Annotated in this window: 16 protein-coding genes and 1 pseudogene; 5 read left to right on the top strand and 12 right to left on the bottom strand. The window is 42.3% G+C overall.

The features are described from left to right. Positions 1–3 precede the first annotated feature (3 nt). The 11 genes from WBM98_RS02780 to WBM98_RS02730 all read right to left on the bottom strand — a co-directional run bounded on the left by WBM98_RS02780 (position 4) and on the right by WBM98_RS02730 (position 10,385). On the bottom strand, positions 4–648 hold the full coding sequence (locus tag WBM98_RS02780) for a Crp/Fnr family transcriptional regulator (RefSeq protein ID WP_424364498.1): 645 nt from the start codon (positions 646–648) through the stop codon (positions 4–6). Between the two features lie 124 nt (positions 649–772). Then, entirely contained in the window at positions 773–1,816 is a 1,044-nt protein-coding gene (locus WBM98_RS02775; RefSeq protein WP_424364497.1) for a porin, read from the bottom strand. A gap of 25 nt (positions 1,817–1,841) precedes the next feature. After that, positions 1,842–2,840, bottom strand: coding sequence for a rhodanese-like domain-containing protein (locus tag WBM98_RS02770; RefSeq protein WP_424364496.1), 999 nt, complete (start codon positions 2,838–2,840; stop codon positions 1,842–1,844). Between the two features lie 29 nt (positions 2,841–2,869). Continuing rightward, positions 2,870–3,868 carry a rhodanese-like domain-containing protein gene (locus WBM98_RS02765; protein ID WP_424364495.1) on the bottom strand — a complete coding sequence of 333 codons (999 nt, stop codon included), beginning with the start codon at positions 3,866–3,868 and terminating at the stop codon, positions 2,870–2,872. A gap of 335 nt (positions 3,869–4,203) precedes the next feature. Continuing rightward, entirely contained in the window at positions 4,204–4,815 is a 612-nt protein-coding gene (locus tag WBM98_RS02760; RefSeq protein WP_424364494.1) for a rhodanese-like domain-containing protein, read from the bottom strand. Between the two features lie 12 nt (positions 4,816–4,827). Further along, positions 4,828–5,484: a rhodanese-like domain-containing protein gene (locus WBM98_RS02755; protein ID WP_424364493.1), complete on the bottom strand. Its 657-nt coding sequence runs from the start codon at positions 5,482–5,484 to the stop codon at positions 4,828–4,830. Between the two features lie 18 nt (positions 5,485–5,502). Next, the gene (locus WBM98_RS02750; protein WP_424364492.1) at positions 5,503–6,093 is read right to left on the bottom strand and encodes a YeeE/YedE thiosulfate transporter family protein; all 591 of its coding nucleotides are present in this window, start codon (positions 6,091–6,093) and stop codon (positions 5,503–5,505) included. A gap of 21 nt (positions 6,094–6,114) precedes the next feature. Next, on the bottom strand, positions 6,115–6,645 hold the full coding sequence (locus tag WBM98_RS02745) for a YeeE/YedE thiosulfate transporter family protein (protein WP_424364491.1): 531 nt from the start codon (positions 6,643–6,645) through the stop codon (positions 6,115–6,117). A 15-nt stretch (positions 6,646–6,660) separates the two neighbouring features. After that, positions 6,661–7,602, bottom strand: coding sequence for an NrfD/PsrC family molybdoenzyme membrane anchor subunit (gene nrfD, locus WBM98_RS02740; RefSeq protein ID WP_424364490.1), 942 nt, complete (start codon positions 7,600–7,602; stop codon positions 6,661–6,663). A gap of 9 nt (positions 7,603–7,611) precedes the next feature. Next, positions 7,612–8,145 (bottom strand): 4Fe-4S dicluster domain-containing protein, encoded by a 534-nt coding sequence (locus WBM98_RS02735; RefSeq protein WP_424364489.1) that lies wholly within the window; start codon positions 8,143–8,145, stop codon positions 7,612–7,614. Then, positions 8,142–10,385, bottom strand: a complete 2,244-nt coding sequence (locus WBM98_RS02730; RefSeq protein ID WP_424364488.1) for a molybdopterin-containing oxidoreductase family protein — start codon at positions 10,383–10,385, stop codon at positions 8,142–8,144. Before WBM98_RS02730 ends, WBM98_RS02735 begins: the two co-directional genes overlap by 4 nt. Before the next feature lie 182 nt (positions 10,386–10,567). On the opposite strand from WBM98_RS02730, the gene WBM98_RS02725 reads away from it, so the two are divergent. The 5 genes and pseudogenes from WBM98_RS02725 to WBM98_RS02705 all read left to right on the top strand — a co-directional run bounded on the left by WBM98_RS02725 (position 10,568) and on the right by WBM98_RS02705 (position 17,262). Further along, positions 10,568–12,466, top strand: a complete 1,899-nt coding sequence (locus WBM98_RS02725) for a hypothetical protein (RefSeq protein ID WP_424364487.1) — start codon at positions 10,568–10,570, stop codon at positions 12,464–12,466. A gap of 184 nt (positions 12,467–12,650) precedes the next feature. Continuing rightward, positions 12,651–13,316 (top strand): metal-dependent transcriptional regulator, encoded by a 666-nt coding sequence (locus WBM98_RS02720; protein WP_424364486.1) that lies wholly within the window; start codon positions 12,651–12,653, stop codon positions 13,314–13,316. Continuing rightward, positions 13,303–14,322 carry an iron dependent repressor, metal binding and dimerization domain protein gene (locus WBM98_RS02715; RefSeq protein ID WP_424364485.1) on the top strand — a complete coding sequence of 340 codons (1,020 nt, stop codon included), beginning with the start codon at positions 13,303–13,305 and terminating at the stop codon, positions 14,320–14,322. Before WBM98_RS02720 ends, WBM98_RS02715 begins: the two co-directional genes overlap by 14 nt. Before the next feature lie 3 nt (positions 14,323–14,325). Next, positions 14,326–16,517, top strand: a pseudogene (gene feoB / locus WBM98_RS02710) (ferrous iron transport protein B). A 58-nt stretch (positions 16,518–16,575) separates the two neighbouring features. After that, a complete protein-coding gene (locus WBM98_RS02705) occupies positions 16,576–17,262 on the top strand; it encodes a 3-keto-disaccharide hydrolase (protein ID WP_424364484.1) in 687 nt (228 codons plus the stop codon). Positions 17,263–17,271: 9 nt separating this feature from the next. On the opposite strand, the gene WBM98_RS02700 is transcribed toward WBM98_RS02705, so the two are convergent. Beyond that, entirely contained in the window at positions 17,272–19,464 is a 2,193-nt protein-coding gene (locus tag WBM98_RS02700; RefSeq protein ID WP_424364529.1) for an amino acid permease, read from the bottom strand. Positions 19,465–19,469: the final 5 nt, after the last annotated feature.

Raw genomic sequence — 19,469 nt, 5'->3', positions numbered from 1 at the left:
GGGCTACAATACCCTTATCTTGTTCCGTGTTGAAAAAATGTCGCCCTCATCGTGAAGTTCCTGTATTAATCGTGTTATTACAACCCTTGAGGTGTTCAGGTCTTCTGAGATTTCCTGATGGGTGATCTCAATCATAGAATCCTTGGAAGATTTCGCTATATTTCTTAGGTACTTGAGAAGGCGTTCCTTCATTTTCAGAAAGGCAAGGGCATCAATTGAATCGACCATTTCGAGCAACCTAAAATGATAACTATCTATGATATAATGTCGCCAGGATTCATATTTGACCAGCCAGCCTTCAATCCGATCGACCGGTAGCAGAAGCATTTCGGCATCCTTCTCCACCAAGCCCTTGAAAACACTTTTACTCGTGTGTAAACAGTTTGCGAATGATATGGCACAAGTGTCCCCCTGTTCCAAATAATACAGGGCTAGTTCCTTATCATTTTCTTTTCTACTTATTTTGATCGTTCCTTTTAAGATCAAAGGGATAAATTTCAGTTCATCACCGATATCGATCAAAAGATTCCCTTTTGTGATCGTCGCGTATTCGCTCACGTCACAGATTTCATTCAAGAGAGCCTCCTCAAATAAATTTGAATATTCATCCCGAAGTTTGTCACAAACAGAAGGGTCTATTTTTTGCATCTTTCCTTAAGATATATCGTTCTACACAAAGTTAACCAATAAAAAAAGAAACCCCTTGTAAATACAAGAGGTTTCTTGGATTAAAACTCAAATGATTGAACAAAAAAAAGCTAATTATAAACTTTTAGAACTTAACTTGAACCTGAGCCAATAACATATCATTATCAACATTGATATGGGTTTCTATATGGGCTTGGTAGTTTACCTGTACCCTGATTTTTTCGTTGACAAAGTAGTTGAATCCCAAGGTCATCATTTCTTGGTACCCAATTTTCTTTACATCGATATTAGGGTCAAAGTATTCGTATTTAAAGACGGGTTGTACTTTATATTTGGTATCATAGGAAGCCATGATGTAGGCTCCATCCCTTTTTTCACCAAGTTCAACTGGGGTGGCACCACAACCACCACCGGCGGCACGGTTATAATCCCCTTCATCATAAATATACTCTCCTTGAACTTTAAGATTGTTCAACACAACGGCAAATTCACCGCCAAAAGTGCTTCTGGATGTACCATTCGTATTTGGGTAACCATGTCTAAAACTACCCCCTAAGGTTAAGAAGTCAGTGACTTTATACGTAGCCCTACCTACAATATCCTTATTTGAGTTATTATCTACCACACCTAAGCCCCTACCGTTCATTAAAGCTAGGGCATAATTGAGTTTAGTGTATTGGTTGCCGCCGAACAAGCCGATCCCAAAATCCCTTTGTGGCGCTACCAATTGATCGGCCACTATGGATCTATCGATGGTGACAAGGCTATGGCATGGGGTTGCGACCTCTAGGCTAAAAGGCTGTTTATAGGAGCCCAAAGAGATTCTTGCCCAACTGTATTTTTCATATGTGACAAATGCATCCATGATATAAGCGTCACCGGTACTGCCAATAAAGGGACTGGTTTCGAGCATGAAATAGTATGAAAAATCATCCATGACTTTGCCTCTCACACCGATTCTAGCCCTCTTGAACTTAAAGGTACTTACACCGGGATCGGAGAACGTATAATCATATTGGGTTTGTAAATATCCAAATAGGATTGGTTTGTTCGCGCTAAGGGAATCAGTGCCCGCACTCGGCATATCACCTTCACAACCTTGCGAAAAAGCATTAGTTCCCAGGAATAGTAATGCAATTACTACGATACTATATATTTTGTTTATCATCAGATCTAAATTTTAAGGATTGGAATTAATTCACCAAGGGTAAATTTTTTGAATTGCTATCACCACCCCATTGATTAGATGTAAAAGCTGTATTGGAATTGAACATGCCATTCATTCCAAATAATAAACTGTAGGCATCATACCCCAAAACCCTTAAACAAGCTGTTAAAACCGCTGAAGTTTGCCCTGTATAACAATAGGACACAACTTTAGCATTGGGGTCTGGGTCAAGGCCTAAATAACTATTATCTGCAAGTGTTAGTGGTAGTATACGATGGGCACCATCGATATGACCAAAGCCGATATAGTCTGCTTCACTGAAATAATTATTGATAAAATAACCGCTAGGAGATGCCAAGACATCAGCACTAGTTACGGTCTTAAAACCACCGGCGACCACTTGTTCAACCCTGTCCTTAAGAATCTGGGCACCATCCGTTGAAAAACTGCTGATTACCGGGTCACTGAAAACGTTATTGGCAGGAGCCGCATCATAGGACCAATTGGCATTACCATCGGCTGCATTGCCTATGTTATTGTTCCAAGGACCTGCGGTAGCAGCATTCCAGCCGCTCATTCCCCATTTTAAGGCCCTTGTATGGGAATAACCATATAGTCGCATCAAAGCAGTCGCATAACATGCGGTTTGGCCGGTATAACAAACGACCAGAATTGGTTTTGTCGCTGCTGCGCCTTCAGTCAAAATATCGGCAAATGCAACATTTTTAGCGCCTTGAATATGGTTGGCCAGAAAATCGGTATTATTTCTGATATCGATAATGGTATATTTTGCAAGGAAAGCATCTAAATCAGCTTCAGCTGGGGCACCAACTACAAACTTTTCACCATCAGCATTCGTGTCAATATTGTTGACATCCAAACCATTGGCCATCATGTGGTCTTTAAGTAACGTAAATGCGGGAGTCGATTCACTATCAACAATATCATCCCCTCTATCACAAGAGGTAAACAATAACGAGGGTAACAATAAAAGTCCGACTAAATACAATGATATTCTTTTCATAATATATAATTTAAATTGGTTTGATTTTATTATTCAATAACAGGGAACATGTTGATTTCTTTTTTGGTAAAAGCATCCCAGTCTTTTTCTTTTAAGGTCTTATTCATAATCGCGTTGGCTCCATAGGCAACATTCCCGACTTCATATCCCAAAAGATTTAGGTAGGCAACCACATAGGCCGCTTCTTGCCCGGTAGCACTGAAAACAGCTACTTTCTTATCATTGGGTAGGGTAGCGAGGTCGGTAGTGGAAGCCAAAGAACCATTGGGCTCATATAGAACGGCACCTGGAATATGGCCATTTGCATATTTCTCCTGATTCCGGTAATCCAAAACGAAGTAGTCCGAAGGGTTTGTGAAAATATCCTCTGACTGTATGATAAACTCCTTGTAAGGAGTAGCAAACGCTTTTTCCAAACGGGTCCTTAAAATATCCTGTGCGTCTGTTTTACTCGTATTCAATGACGGATAGGCACCTTTTTCAGGTTTTGCATTTTCATTGGTTTCCAATTTGTCGGCAAAATCATCTGAAATGTTCTTTAGCCAGGTATCCTCTGCAAAATCCAACCGCCATGAACTCATTCCCCATTTCATACTATACACATTGTCATAGCCGGCCAAACGCAAAAGACTGGTAAAATAGGCAGCGGACTGTCCGGAATAACATATCACTACTATTTTGTCAAAATCGGCAGGGGTGATCTTGGTTTCAAAATAAGAGAGCAAATCTTCAGGTTGAACGTTGTTCGCATCCTTTATATGGGAATATTCGAACCAGCTATCCGTACGGATATCGATTATATGATATTTTGGATCCTTCATGTTCTTTTTGACTTCATCTGCCATGACCAAAGCAGGGGAGGCCGGACTATTGATAAAATTGTTATTGGCCTCCAAATAATTCAATAAAGTCTCAAATTCATTTGGGGGATACGTTGATGAACGATCAAGGTCATTATTTGTAAAGCTGCTCAGTAATGCCGCTAAAGAAATAAGTACCGCAATGAGATAAATAGAAAGCCTTTTCATATTATAATGGTTTAAAATGTTATTGATTAAAAACGTAAAATTAGATACCGCAACGGTCTATGTTTATGACATTTATCACATTTTGTAATACATAATCAGTTCATTCTGTAACAAATGTTACATAGGAATATATGGGCAGAAAACCATAAAGCCAAGCAAGGGAACATTGCTTTTTTGACTAGGGTCAATATACCGTAGAGCACTTACATTTCCACAAACAAAAAAGGCAGGAATCCTTATGATTCCTGCCTTTCAATAAATGAGTTAGTCTAAGCAATCTTTCCTCGTAAAAGGAATATTTTTAAGCGTAAAAGCTTTTGATCAATACCTTGGTCTCAGCATCCTCCCTCTGGCTTACGTTTTTTCTTTTTCTTTACGGCGATAACCTTTTTAGGTGGTGGGGGAGCCACTTTTTCAACAGGTGCAGCCTCATCGGATTCCACTTGTTTGAAAATGTCCATATAGTTTGGGATAGGCTTTTCCAAATCATGATTTTTTACCTGAAACTCGGTATTGACAAGGTGTGTGGTGCCATTCAGAATTTTTATATTATCATATCCCAATTGGTACAATAGCATATAGGCACTATTGGCTTCGTCTGGATTTTTGCCATAGAGTATCGCCGTTTTGCCTTGATCCCTCAGTTCGTTAAATAGCGAAATGCTGTTTGCATTCAATATTTCCGATGTTGGAATATTCAAGGCATTTTCAAGATGGTTTATTGAATAATCGAACTTATCCCGAATATCGATCAATACCGAATTTGTTTGGTCAATATCGGCATGGGCCACTAAATACTCCTGGGTTTTCAGCATGGCAAAGGTTTCCGCTTTCGTTTTTCTATACACGTTTGTTGGCATTTTAAAGGTCAACACTCCAATAACGAGTATCAATATGAATACTACCGTAGAGATTGAGATCCGCTTTGTTCTTTCCAATTCTTTCATATCGATATAATTTTAGCAACCACCTTCTGGTTTTCTTTTCTTCTTTTTGACAACAGGCACAACCACTTTCTTGGGCGCCACCTTTTCAACTTTATTATTTTTCTGTGTTTTCACTCCTACACCGAAATGCAATGCGGCCGCCTGTCTAAAATTATAACGTTCAAATTCTGCTGCAGGCATATTTTCGGTAGGTTTGGGTGGGTTTAAGATGGTATTATACCACCCATTGATACCGCCTTGGAGTACATGTAGGTTCTTATAGTTCATTCTGTTCAATAATAGCCAAGCCTGGTCTGCCTTGAAATTCTCGTTTGAAAACAAGACAATGTCATATTGGTCCTGATTCAGATACCCTTCAAAATCAGGGTTTAGAATGGAGTCGAACGGAATGTTGAGGGCTCCTGGCAAGGTATATTTTTCATATTCGGAGGCCTTCCTGACATCGACCAAAAGTATCGATGGGTCCTTCGAAATGATTTTATCGGCCAATACATCCTGGGTCATATAACGTTCCGGATTAATGACTTTTGCCAAAAGATGTTCAGCCGTTACATTTTCATTTTTTTGGTAGGATGGCAAGAGTACCAAACCCAAAGCGGCAATTAAAAGCAATGTGGCTAGTATAATGTATCTTTTGGAAAGGATTTTGGCAACGCTCCTGTTGATCATGATTTTTCTAGTTTTTATTTAATAAAATATCTTTTTGACGCGCTTGCGGATAATATCTGAAACAAAGAAGGCAATAAGGGCAATTACGGTGACGCCAAAAATAATCCAACTCGCAGGAAGCTCAAAACTATCTACAAGTGTAATATTTCCTAGATAGGAACCATTGTAAATATTTTCAAAGATGCCAAAGGCCTCTGAAAAAATCAGGATTCCGATCATGATCCCAATAACATAGACCCAAGCATCCAATTTTCCTATGGCCACAGCACATATGCTTGTTCCGGGGCAAAAACCTCCGGCAACGAATCCTATCCCCATAATGGCACCGCCAATAATACCTCCCCACAAATAAGTGGGGTGTACATAGAGCATTGACATGTTTATCCATCCTAGATAATCCATATAATACAATCCAATGACCGAAACCAATGCCGCTGTAAAGAACACTTTTAAAACAGCAAAATCATAACCGTAAAAAACACCAGCCAATTTTCTAGAAGAGGAAAATCCTGAGGCTTCCAATATAAAACCGAAAGCTAAACCAATTAAGACGGCAATTATGATATTCCATTCATAGGATAGAAAGCCGTTAGGAATCAATGGTCCCATAATTTTATTTTATTTTAATAGTTAAATCCAATTTTTTCTAAAGAAGTAGGCGAATAAAAAAGCAGTGCCGAAAATAGAGAGCATGGTAATAAAACCGCCTGTCGATAATACTGCCATACCACTTAAGGCGGCCCCACTGGTACATCCTCTTGCAATTTGTGCTCCCAGGCCAAATAAAACACCGCCCAATAGTGCAAATACCAATCGTCTTTTCACCGTGATCTTTGGGGAATGTTGTACCCTGAAACCTATTCTACCAGTCAGTGCGCCCGATAAAAAAGCACCGACTAAGACCCCTAAGGTTTCGAAAACCAACCAATTGTTCATGGGGGACTTGTCCGCACTTACAAATTGGCTGTAATAGGCATTTTTTTCCGTATGCTCATGTGAGACTTGATCCACCATGGTCACAACGCTGCTTTTCATCACTCCACTGGCCCCTAGGCCCCTGCCGGTCATATAAAAGGTGAAAATGATCAATAGCCCTAAAAGGAAACCGCCGAAATAGGGGTTCCAATATACATGCCGCTTATTTTCATGTGATTTATTCATTGAATACGCTTTATATTAATATAGATATCTTGTTAATTGACCAGCCTCAACCATAACGAATCGGAAGACTAACCCCCCAATAAGAATCAATATGGCCGGGACCACGACGGGAACTTTATACCCCCGTAATTCCAATATTTCCAAAAGTCCGGGTATCAATAACCCCAGAATAACCACAAAAACAAAGAACATCACGGTAAACTCACCGTTGACCAAGAGTTCCATAGCTTCCAATTGTACCTCTGAACCTGCCCAATAGCCCATGATCATATGAACAATAAGGGCCAATTCAATCACGATAAGGACGATATCGATTTTGCTGAAAAGATTTCTTTCGCTATGCGATTTGGAAAATAATATGATCGTGGCCGCAGCTGTAGAAAGTCCGGAAACCAAAAATAAGGGCCCCAAAATGGCATTGTTCCATAACGGTCTAGCATTGAAGGCTGAAAGTAGTATCCCAGTATAGATACCAAGGACCACTGAAAGTGGAATAAGTACATAGGCCATATTCATTCGATTATTGGCCAAATAGGATTGGAATTTTTTCACGATTCCGAATTTAAGGTCTATTTTAGGGAAAATCTCCTTCCAATAACTGAAAACCCAAAGCATCGATAGGGGAGTAATTAGTAACAATACCCAAGCCCCCCATGACATGGGCGATTCTATTCTGACAGTTGTGTACAATTGCCAAAAATAAAATTTATGGGTCAGGTCATAAAATAGGGCAATCAACCCCAGTACCAAAGCGATGGGAGCCATAACTACGGCGTATTTAACCGTGGCAGGTGCCTCACCATCTTTTTTAAGCACCGTAAATAAGGCCGCAAAAAACAATAGACCGGCCGCCAACCCCCCTAAAAAAAGATAGACCGATATGGGCCAATGCCAAATTTGTAATGCGGGATCGATGTTCGGTATGTTTCTACCACTTGTGAATAATTCTTCTTCCATTTCTAAGGCTTATATTAAATAATAAACATGGGGTTTTGTTCCTGCTTCAGGAGCTAATGTTTTGTGTTTTCTGGCTCTCAACAATTGTGACACCTCACTATTGGGGTTATCCAAATCACCGAAATACATGCATTTTGTGGGACATACGGAAACACATGCCGGGAGTTGGCCTTTTTTCAATCTATGATGGCAGAACGTACATTTATCAACATAACCATCAGGGTGTTGGAATCTGGCATCATAAGGGCACGATTCAATACAGGCTCCACAACCTATACATTCATTCGGGGTTACCAATACGACGCCACCTTCAACAATATGACTGGCACCTGTTGGACAACAACGTACACAAGGAGCGTTTTCGCAATGATTGCAACGTTCAGACCTCAATTCAAGTTCAAGCTCGGGATACGTACCTTCGACCCGTTCTGTTATCCAATCCCTGCAGTACCCAATGGGAACATTGTTCTCGGTCTGGCATGCAACCACACAGTCACTACAACCTACACACTTCTTGGTGTCGATTACCATAGCATATCTCATACTTCTACAGTTTTAGATGGATTTTCAGTTAATATCTTTACAAAGTTTCCGCGCATACCGGTACCTCCCATTATGGGGTCTATCGCCACTTGACTGATCAATTCGGTGTCACTGGCTCCTTTGCCATGGGCACGTCCCAATTTCTTATTGTTATGGCCAAAACCATGAACCATATACACAGAATCCCATCTTATTCTTTCTGTTACACGAACCCTGATAGGGAAGGATGATTGTACCCCATCTTGGTTCTCTAACCATACATATTGTCCTTTTTTCAAATTCAGTATCCGTGCCACCTTTGGGTTGACCCAAAGATCGTTCTCGCTCTTTAAATCATTCAGATTGGGGCTATTCACCGTTCTACTAAACGTATGCATGGGAGACCGTCCGTAATTCAAACGATAGTAGCCTACTTGCGGTTGAGGGTGCTGTGTGAATTTAGGCATGGGGTCAAACCCTGCCTTCTCCAAGGCTGCAGAGTAGAATTCAATTTTTCCGCTTGGCGTAAAAAATTCATAATCCTGCCCATCTTCCAAATACATTGGACCAGATTTTCTTTCGAATTTTTTTACCCCTATTTTTTCCATTTCCTCCAAAGAGGTGCCCATCTCTTTCAGTTGCCATGCAATGACCTCTTTATAATCATCGTAGTTGAAAAAGTCATGTAGTCCCAATTTTTCACCCAGTTGCTTGGCGATCCACCAGGCAGGTTTAGACTCGAACCTCGGGGGTACCGCAGGCATCCGCAAGGCAATTGATGGTTCGCGATTGGTGGCAGACCTGATGCCATCATAACGCTCCAAATAAGTACATTCGGGCAGCACTACATCGGCGTAACCTGTTATTTCCATTGGCATGGTATCTACCACGACCATGAAATCCAAGGCGTCGATAGCCTCTTCCAATAACTTTTTATTCGGTATGGAATTGTTCAGGTTGGTGCCGGCTACCATCCAAGCTTTTATGGGGTGTTCATTATCTTCTGAAGGAATGGAGGCCCTTATCAATTCATTGGTAATACCCATTTCTGCAAATGGATATTTTTCCCCAATTTCTTCCCATCCCCATTTTGGGGTAGGATAAGCAGGTTGCGGAAATTTAGGAACGCTTATACTTTCTTTAAAATAGAAGCCGCCCCTGCGTCCCCAAGACCCTAACAAACCATTTAAAATGGCCATGGCACGAGCCCTTTGGGTATCGTCGCCATACCAAGTGACATGGCGTCCGGGATGAATAATGGTGGCTGGGGCAGCAGCCGCCATAATCCGGGCAGTTTTTCTGATTTCATCGGGTTTGATGGTTGTAACGCCATACGCCCATTCCGGAGTGTATTCCTGTACATGGGCTTTCAACTGCTCAAATCCCAACCCATATTTATCAACATATTCCTTGTCGTATAGATTTTCATTGATAAGTACGTTCATCCAAGCGAGTAGAAGGGCAATATCGGTCGAAGGTTTGATGGGCAACCAATGCTGGGATTTACTGGCCGCAGTCGATAGACGTGGGTCGACCGTAATTATTGTGGCACCGTTATCAATGGCATCTGACATTTCCTGTACTTGGGTATTATGCATGTTCTCGCCAATGTGGGAACCGATCAACACCAAACATTTGGTATCCCTGATATCGGTTGGCTCAGGAGAGCCTACCCAAGACCCAAAGGTTAAACCAAAACCTGTTTCCCGAGGACCTCGACATTGGGCATAGGCAGGTTCCGCAATGCTATCGGAACCAAAGGCCTTGAACAAATGTTCAAAATGCGCCCCTGGAGCCCCATGTTTCAATAATCCCATACTTTCGGAACCATAGGTGTCCTTAATGGTTTTCATTTTAGATGCGACCAAGGTCAATGCTTCTTCCCAGCTTGTTTCAACAAAGGTTTCCTCTCCATCAACCACTTTTCTGATCAATGGTTTTTTTAAGCGATCATTATCAGAATACATACCAACGCCACCCGTTCCACGAGGACATAACCTTCCATTGCAATGAGGGTCAATTGCATTCCCAATAATTTTGTGAATGTTGCCATCACTGTCTGAGTGCACCCATCCGGCACATTTCCAGAAACAAACCTCACAATAGGTAGCTGTTTGTTTTAATTTTTCAGGGAAATTTTCCAATGCCATTCCCTCCAAATAGGAATTCAAACCTAAAGACTCCATAGCAGAAGCAGTAACAGCCACACCTCCAAAGCCTAAAGCAGAAATCCTAATAAATTTTCTTCTTGATGTACCCATATGATCAAATTTCAATAGTAGCGGATATAATCTTCAATTTAGGTGACAAAATTATAGGTCTATTAGAACCCGAATAATGATAAATGTCATGTTTTCAATACCTTAAGTGTAACAAATGTTACACAAGTAATGATTTTTACAACTGATATAAATCGTAATTTTGTGTTCGCAACGGCCTAAACATGAAGGGAAACACCTCTTGGGACATAAAAAAAATTAGCATTGCTTTTGGAATCTTTGGGGTTTTACTTTTTGTCATAGGACTGAAATATTTCAATTTGAATGTTAAAGGCCTTCACACCCCTTCAGAGTATAGCGCTATTTCATCAAATGAGGAAAGCTGCCTACAATGTCATGGGAACACTACAGGTTTTTCAGAGTACCACAATCCACAAATCATAGGATGCGTCAGCTGTCACTTGGGCAACGGCAAGGAAATGGATAAGGATAAATCACATCAGGACATGGTGTTGATTCCAGGTAACCTTAGTAATGCGAAAGAGACCTGTGGTAAATGCCATCCCAGTGAGTTATCAAAGATAGAGGCCTCCTTAATGACCACGAATAGCGGCATTGTGGCTGTTGATAAATTTATCTTCGGGGAAGCGGAAACACCAGATGATCATTATCATATTGAGAACATTGAATATACGGCCTCAGAAAAACACTTGAGGGACCTATGTGCCAATTGTCATTTGGGAGCGGAAAAGACCGAATTCGGTGCCATAACCACCTTGAGCCGGGGCGGTGGTTGCATTGCTTGCCATTTAAATTACTCCACCGGGGCAGAGACCGATCTGGTTGAATATCTGGCTACGGATAAAAAGACATTGCCCAGCATACACCCTGCAACGAATATCTTTGTAGACGACCAACACTGCTTTGGTTGTCATAGTCGATCAAGTCGAATCTCAACCAATTATGAAGGCTGGCAAGAAACCTTATTGGATGCGGATGAGGTAACGAATAAACCCGAATATCGTGTATTGGAAGATCTGAGGGTATATGCCAAAATGGAGGCCGATGTGCACCATTCCAATGATATGTTATGTATTGATTGTCATTCGAGCCATGAAGTCATGGGCGACGGCAAGGTATATGCCCATGAGGAACAAGCGGTGAAATTACAATGTTCCGATTGTCATTATACCAAAAAGCCCCAAACCATCCCTTATGATTCTTTGGATAATGAATCCCTACTCGTCTTTATGCATAGGAACTATACCCATTCCGACAAACCTATCTTAGTAGCCCAAAAGGACGGCCACCCCTTGGTAAATACGTATATGGAAAACGATACGGCGTTCTTGATCGGCAAGAAAGATGGCAAATTGCATGAGATAAAACCGCAATCCGAAGTCTGCTCAAGGGATAATGCCCATAAAAACGTGAGCTGTGCGACCTGTCACTCTTCCTGGACCAACAAATGTATTGGTTGTCACAATGTCTATGAACCCGATGACCCGAATGGCTTTGATCTCTTGGACAAAAAAGATGTCACCGGACAATGGGTAGAACATGTTGCCGAATTTTTAACATCCTATCCTACGCTCGGTGTTCGGGAGTCGAAAGAAGGCAAACATTTTGAACCTGCCATTCCGGGCATGATCATGACCTTGGACAAGGGTAGTTTTGAACATGGGCGGGTAGGGGAGAACGTTTCCTTTCATCGATTGTATGCGCCAAATTCCCCTCATACAACGACTAAGGTCGTAAGGGATTGCAAATCTTGCCACACCGACCCTGCAGCCCTAGGGTATGGCTCAGGGGAATTGCGCTATAGTACATCAAAAGAAACCGGGGAATGGACCTTTACCCCCGAATACGCCTTGAATACCAACGACAACTTGCCCGAAGATGCCTGGATCGGTTTTATGAACGAACAAAATCAAAATACGGTGAATACCACACGAACGGATTTTAGGCCCTTATCGATTAAAGAGCAACAACGCATGCTCTTGGTCGGGGCCTGTCTACAGTGTCATTCCGAAACATCTGAGGTCATGCAGCGCAGCTTGATCGATTTTCAGGAGGTACTAAATAATTTGGATTCCCAGTGTATCGTGCCGAGTCACCCTTGACAAAAGATACAGGCAACGCAAAGCGTCAAAGCAACGCAAATACCGACCAATAAGCACATCGAAGTAGTCCGTTACCCTGTATTTCCAAAGGGTATCCTTTTTCTATATACTATAAAGGAGTGGATATGCCATAATATTTAGATAAGCCTAAATATATTTTATATCTTTGTGAAAAATTGGTAAGATGTTATCCCAAGCGGAAGAAAATTATATAAAGGAAATCTATGCCCTGGAAGAGGAAACGTCCCAGTTGGTAAGTACCAATGCCATTGCCAAAAAAATGAGTACCAAGGCATCTTCCGCTACCGACATGTTGCAGAAGCTTAACCAAAAGGGGTTGGTAGACTATACCAAATACAGGGGTGCCAAGCTTTCGGCCAAGGGCAAGTCAAAGGCGATGACCATTGTCAGGAAACATCGGCTGTGGGAAACTTTTTTGGTCGAAAAACTTGGTTTTAACTGGGATGAAGTTCACGATATCGCTGAACAATTGGAACATATTCAATCAAAAACCCTAACCAATAGACTCGATGCTTTTCTAGAGTACCCTTCCTTTGACCCCCACGGGCATCCGATACCCAACGTTAATGGTAAAATCGTGGCCTCTGAAAGCACCCTGTTGGCCGAATTAAAGGTCCATGAAGGTGGTGTTTTGGTAGGGGTAAAGGATTCGTCAGACCATTTTTTAAAATATCTAAGCAAGATCAACATTACCATTGGGGATCATATTAAGGTACTCGATATTGAACCCTTCGATAATTCGGTAACCATTAGCAACAAAACTGCGAAGCTTACCATCTCGGGAAATGTAGCCAATAACCTATATATACATGCAAATGAACACGTATAACCCCATTATGGCGCTCATGGTATTTTTTGGGATATGCCTCTTGGCCTATCTACTTTTCAGACCCAATAACGGTTGGTTTTGGTTGATCAGGAAAGGTTCCCATTCGAACGATAAAATTATTGTGGAAGACATCCTAAAACGGTTATACCACAATGAAAATTCCGGGAAGTACCTAAATACCAATGACATCGTTCGCATATTAAAGCAAAATGAAAAAATGGTGATTGAAAGTATCGATCACATGGCCAACCAAGGATTGATCCGAATGGAAGGTGATGTGGTGAAATTGACCAAATTGGGCAGTGATTATGCGTTGCGTATCATAAGGGCCCACCGATTATGGGAACGATATTTGGCTGAAAAAACCGGGTTTAACAAAGCTGAATGGCATGAGCGAGCCGAACGGAAAGAACACGAATTATCGATGGATGAAACCAATCTCCTGGCCTATAAATTGGGGAACCCCCAATTTGATCCCCATGGAGATCCCATACCGACAATTACCGGGAAAATGGCGAAACTCAGAGGGGTACCCGTATCTGAGCTAAAGGTAAATACCATTGGGCGGATAATACATATCAAGGATAAGCCCGATATCATCTATAAGCAAATATTGGCCGAGAACATCCATATAGGTTCCATTATTCGGATCGTCGAAAAATCCAAGGAACGAATCGTGTTCCATTCCGAGGGAGAAGCCTTTAAATTGGCGCCGATTATGGCTGGGAATATAACGGTTTCCGTGCTTGAAAAAAATTTGGCCTTTGAGGATAATGTCTCAAGACTGAACATCCTTAAAGAAAATGAATCCGCAAAAATAATCGGTATTTCCAAGGAAATAAGAGGGGAAAGTAGACGTCGGTTGTTGGACCTGGGTTTTGTGAAAGGTGCTGAAGTACGTATTGATCTGTTGAACCCCTTGGGTGAACCCAAGGCGTATTTGATCAAGGGGACAAGTATTGCCTTGCGGAATAATCAGGCATCAAAAATTTTAATAAAAAAGTAGGCGATGGATGTGAAACCAAAAAGTGCATGTGATACCTGTGCGCATTTCAATGCGGCAGGATTGAAAAAATTAGGTGTGAACACCACGGCTTTTGACCATGTCATTGCCTTGGCCGGAAATCCGAACACGGGCAAAAGTACAGTATTCAATGCCCTTACCGGGCTACGTCAGCATACGGGCAATTGGCCCGGTAAAACCGTAACCAGGGCAGAGGGCGCTTTTGAGTATAATACTGAAAAATACAAATTGGTCGATTTGCCGGGCACCTATTCGTTGCTCTCTACCTCAGAGGATGAGGAAGTGGCACGTAACTTCATTCTTTTTGGGCGACCCACGGTCACGGTTATCGTTGTGGATGCGAGCCGATTGGAAAGAAACCTGAATTTGGTATTACAGATCTTGGAGATTACCGATAGGGCAGTCCTCTGTTTGAATTTGATGGATGAGGCCAAGCGTAATGAAATAACGATAAACACACGTACGTTGGCACGGGATCTAGGTATTCCCGTGGTACCGACCAGTGCACGCTATAATGAGGGTATACCAGAATTGATACAAACCATCAGTGAGGTCGCCAGCGGTGCCATTAAATGCAAACCCCATCGCATCAAGAACATTCCCGCGAATATTGAAAAGGCCGTTGAACAATTAAGTACGGAAATTAAAAAGGAATATCCCAATATGCCCAATAGCAGATGGATCGCTTTTCGATTATTGGAAGGGGACCAACACATCATAAAATTGCTCAAAACGGGCGAATTTGAAGAATACGCCATATGAATGCCAAGAATATAGATAATATCATTGCACAATCCAATGACCTTCGTTGGCAAATCGGGGACGAATTTCACGACAATCTGGCCGAAGGTATTTATGCCGACGCCGCTGAAATTGTGAAAGCGAGTGTTCATAAGCCCAATGAGAAGTATAGACTGCGTTTTGATGCCAAAATCGATAAGATCATTACGAGTAAAACTTGGGGATTTCCATTGATGTTCCTGATTTTGGCGGTGGTGCTCTGGCTGACCATTGTTGGCGCAAACTATCCTTCATCAATGCTGGCTGAATTGCTTTTGGAAACCATTCATCCTGCCTTAAAGGGATATGCCGCTTCGTTGGGTGTACCTTGGTGGTTGGATGGATTTTTGATCGATGGGGTATATATGGCGGTCGCATGGGTCATTGCGGTCATGTTGCCCCCCATGGCCATATTCTTTCCGCTATTCACCCTATTGGAAGACTTTGGATATTTACCAAGGGTGGCTTTCAATTTGGACCACTTGTTCAAACTTTCGGGAGCCCATGGCAAACAAGCCCTTACCATGAGTATGGGTTTTGGTTGTAATGCCGCAGGGGTTGTTGCAACGCGCATCATCGACAGTCCTAGGGAACGGCTGATTGCCATCATCACCAATAATTTTTCGCTCTGCAACGGCCGTTGGCCAACACAGATATTGATTGCCAGCATTTTTGTAGGTGCGGTTGTACCAGCATCTTTTGCAGGTCTTGCTTCGTTGGGCGCTGTCATTGGCATTGCCGTACTCGGTATTTGTTTCATGTTTTTGGTTTCCTGGGGGTTGTCAAAAACAGTATTGAAAGGGGAGGTATCGACCTTCAACCTTGAATTGCCACCCTATCGACCCCCGCGTTTTTGGAAAACGATATATACCTCGGTCATCGATAGGACCTTGATCGTATTATGGCGTGCCATCGTCTTTGCAGCACCTGCTGGGGCTGTCATCTGGCTTATTGCCAATATTCATGTTGGAGATTTGAGTGTGGCCGCTTGGTTGATACAGTCCTTAGACGGATTTGGATTTCTTTTGGGGTTGAATGGTGTTATTTTAGTGGCCTACATCGTGGCCATACCAGCGAATGAAATCGTTATCCCCACCATTTTGATGCTCACAGTGCTAGTAACGGGTGTTGCCGGAGGTGCAGGGGACGGCGTAATGTTCGAGTTGGATTCCGTGAATGCAACAGGGGATCTGCTCAGGGCTGGAGGGTGGACCTTATTGACGGCAGTCAACCTTATGCTGTTCAGTTTATTGCACAACCCATGCAGTACCACAATCTATACGATATATAAGGAAACCAAAAGTGTCAAATGGACCGTCGTGGCTTCCATACTACCAGTGATATTAGGATTTGTGGTAACGTTCTTGGTAGCCCAGGTTTGGCGTTTATTGGCATAGCTTATGACCCGCACGAAATTTGAAACGTCCCCCTTAAAATCAACAAATAATAAATCCTATGAAGCATCTTTTTTGCATCCTTTTGATTACTTTGACTTTTTTCTCTTGTATGCCACAAAATACCATTCGTCTTTTCAATGGTGATAATCTGGATAATTGGCATATCGATGTCCCGGCAATGGATAGCATTCCCGAGGCGATCAATCCGTTTATTGTGCGAAATGGAATGTTGGTGAGTTTGGGCAACCCTCAAGGGCATCTCATTACGGATAAGGATTATCAGGATTTTCGGTTGAATATTGAATATCGATTTGCAGGGGAACCCGGCAACTGCGGTGTTTTGGTTTTTGCTTCAACCCCACGGGCGTTGTATAAGATGTTCCCAAAATCGATAGAAGTGCAAATGATGCATGAAAATGCTGGGGACTTTTGGTGTATTGTTGAGGATATAGCAGTCGACAATATGGAGGAACGCCGCGGACCCAGGAAAGATTGGGGCATCACCGAGGGCAAGGAACGCAGGATCAAAAATTTAACCGATGACTCCGAGAACCCTATAGGGGAATGGAACCAGATGAAGATAGAATGCCTTAAGAACGAAATAAAGGTGTGGGTAAATGGGGATTTGGTCAACCATGGGTATAATGCCACAGCTTATCGAGGGCAAATTGCCTTACAGGCCGAAGGTGCCGAAGTGGAGTTCCGTAAAGTAGAATTGTCGCCTATAACCGAATTGAGTAACTAAGTACCCACACTAGGCCAATATACTTTCATGGCCCGAATCTTTGACGAAAAGACAGGAACTCCCCGTTTTAGCGCTAACTTCTTGGACAAAATTAAAGTCTAGATTTCCTTCCATCCCAAAGATGTTAAGGTCGGCAGCAGGTGCTACTTCCACGATTTCCCTAAAATTGCCCACATGCACATCGGTCAAGGTCTGGGGCAATCGAGCAAGATTCACCAAAGTCATCAGAAAATCTTGGGCGTTTTCTTTTTCCTTTTCATCATCAATAACGATAATCAACCTAATTTGGGCATCCCAATTCATTTTTAGTTTATAGGCCACTAAAATAGAAAGGTCCAAATTCCCGATATCCCATCCCAGGTCCCAATTGTGCTTTCTATCCCTGACCCAAACATTGATCATATTACGCTGGCCCAATAGCGCCTTTGGATGCGATAAATAAAGCAATACCCCAATTTCCAACCGTATACACTCTTTGATAACGGGTCGTAACTCCGTTTCATAATCATCGTGTTGTTGCAGATTTAGAAATACAATATTAGGCTTAAAAAATGCCCCTTGTAGCGCTTGGTTACCATAGTTGACACCCTTAGCGAAATCATCACTATGGATAACCGACCACGAAGAAAACACCCCTTTTTTTCGAAAGGATTCAGAAAGCGCGGCCAACTGGTCTCGGAAACCTGTCTTTTCAGTATAAGGTTCAATACCAAGAAGTTTGATAGAGCCTTTCGGCTTGGCGATATTCCTTAAAAATTGGAAATTGCCTTTGGCCCCATGAATATCCCGTATAGGAACCATAAGATTTGGTTTCCAGGCCCTTTGTTGCATGCTTTTCATGCCCCACGTATGTTTTGCGGCCCATTCCGCAAAGGAAACGAATAGTCCTGATCGGACATCCTCAAAGGGTGTTTCCAAATTTTGTCTTGATAAAAACCAATACACGACAAAAACAATACTGATCGAAAGGAGGCTAATGGTCGGATTGATGATGAACATGGCCAAAACAGAGGATATGAGCCCTAACCAGGGAATCCATTTATAAACCTTAAAAACAGGCCTATAACTTATTAGTCCCAAGCGTTGCTCAATGATCACGACAACATTGATCATTGCATAGGTTATAAGAAAGAACAACGTAACCAAAGGCGCAATCGCATTAAGGTCCCGCAAAAGCATAGAGATGAATATCATTATCCCGGTCACGATCATAGCATTCCTGGGTTGGCCATTGGCACTTTGCCCCGCAAGAAAAACACCGTAAGGCAACACCCGGTGTTCCCCCATGGCAAATAGAATTCTGGAAGATCCAACCAAGGAGGCCAATGCGGAGGAAAAAGTAGCGCCCAAAATCCCGGCAATAATCAACGGGCCCACATAGGATTTATCAACAATAATATTATAGTCCGAAATCAACTCTTGCTCGGTAGCCGTGCGTGCCAGCCAGTAGGCCAAAACCATATAGATCAAAAAGCTAACGGCAATGGCCCAAAGCGTGCCTTGGGGAATACTTTTCTTCGGATTTTTTAGTTCCCCCGACATATTGGCTCCTGCCATAATACCCGTCGCGGCTGGAAAGAAAACAGCAAAAACAAGCCAGAAATCACTGCCCGTAAACCCATTCTCAACAGACCCCTTGAACGTTCCCCATCGCACGGCATCTTCAGTTGGTATATACATTGATCCATAATAAGCTGCAAATACGATTGAAAACAAAGAAAGAATGATCACCACCATAATGAAAAATTGCGTTTTTATGGCCAAATCGGCACTGATATAGGCAATGGTAAGCAACACCCCAAAGACGAGGATATCTACTAAAAACGCATCATGCCCGGGGAAAATAGTTAGCCATCCCTCCCTAAATCCGAAAATATACATGGTAACCGCCAATCCTTGGGAAATATATCTGGGGATGCCCAAACTCCCACCTACTTCCAACCCAAGGGCTTGTGAAATTATGGCATAAGCCCCTCCAGCACCAATTCGGATGTTGGTGGTAATGGCCGACATGGATAAAGCCGTACAAAGTGTTATCAGGAATGAAATAATGATTATAAGCCACGCTCCCAACAAACCGGCATTACCTACTACCCAACCGAGCCGAAGGTACATAATCACCCCAAGAATCGTGAGCAGGGTAGGAGTAAAGACCCCAGCAAACGTCCCGAACTTTTTAATAGTATTCTTTTGTATATCCATCGTTG

This window comes from Maribacter sp. (assembly GCF_049667165.1).
Lineage (GTDB): Bacteria > Bacteroidota > Bacteroidia > Flavobacteriales > Flavobacteriaceae > Maribacter_A.
This window is presented reverse-complemented; position numbering and strand designations above follow the sequence as displayed.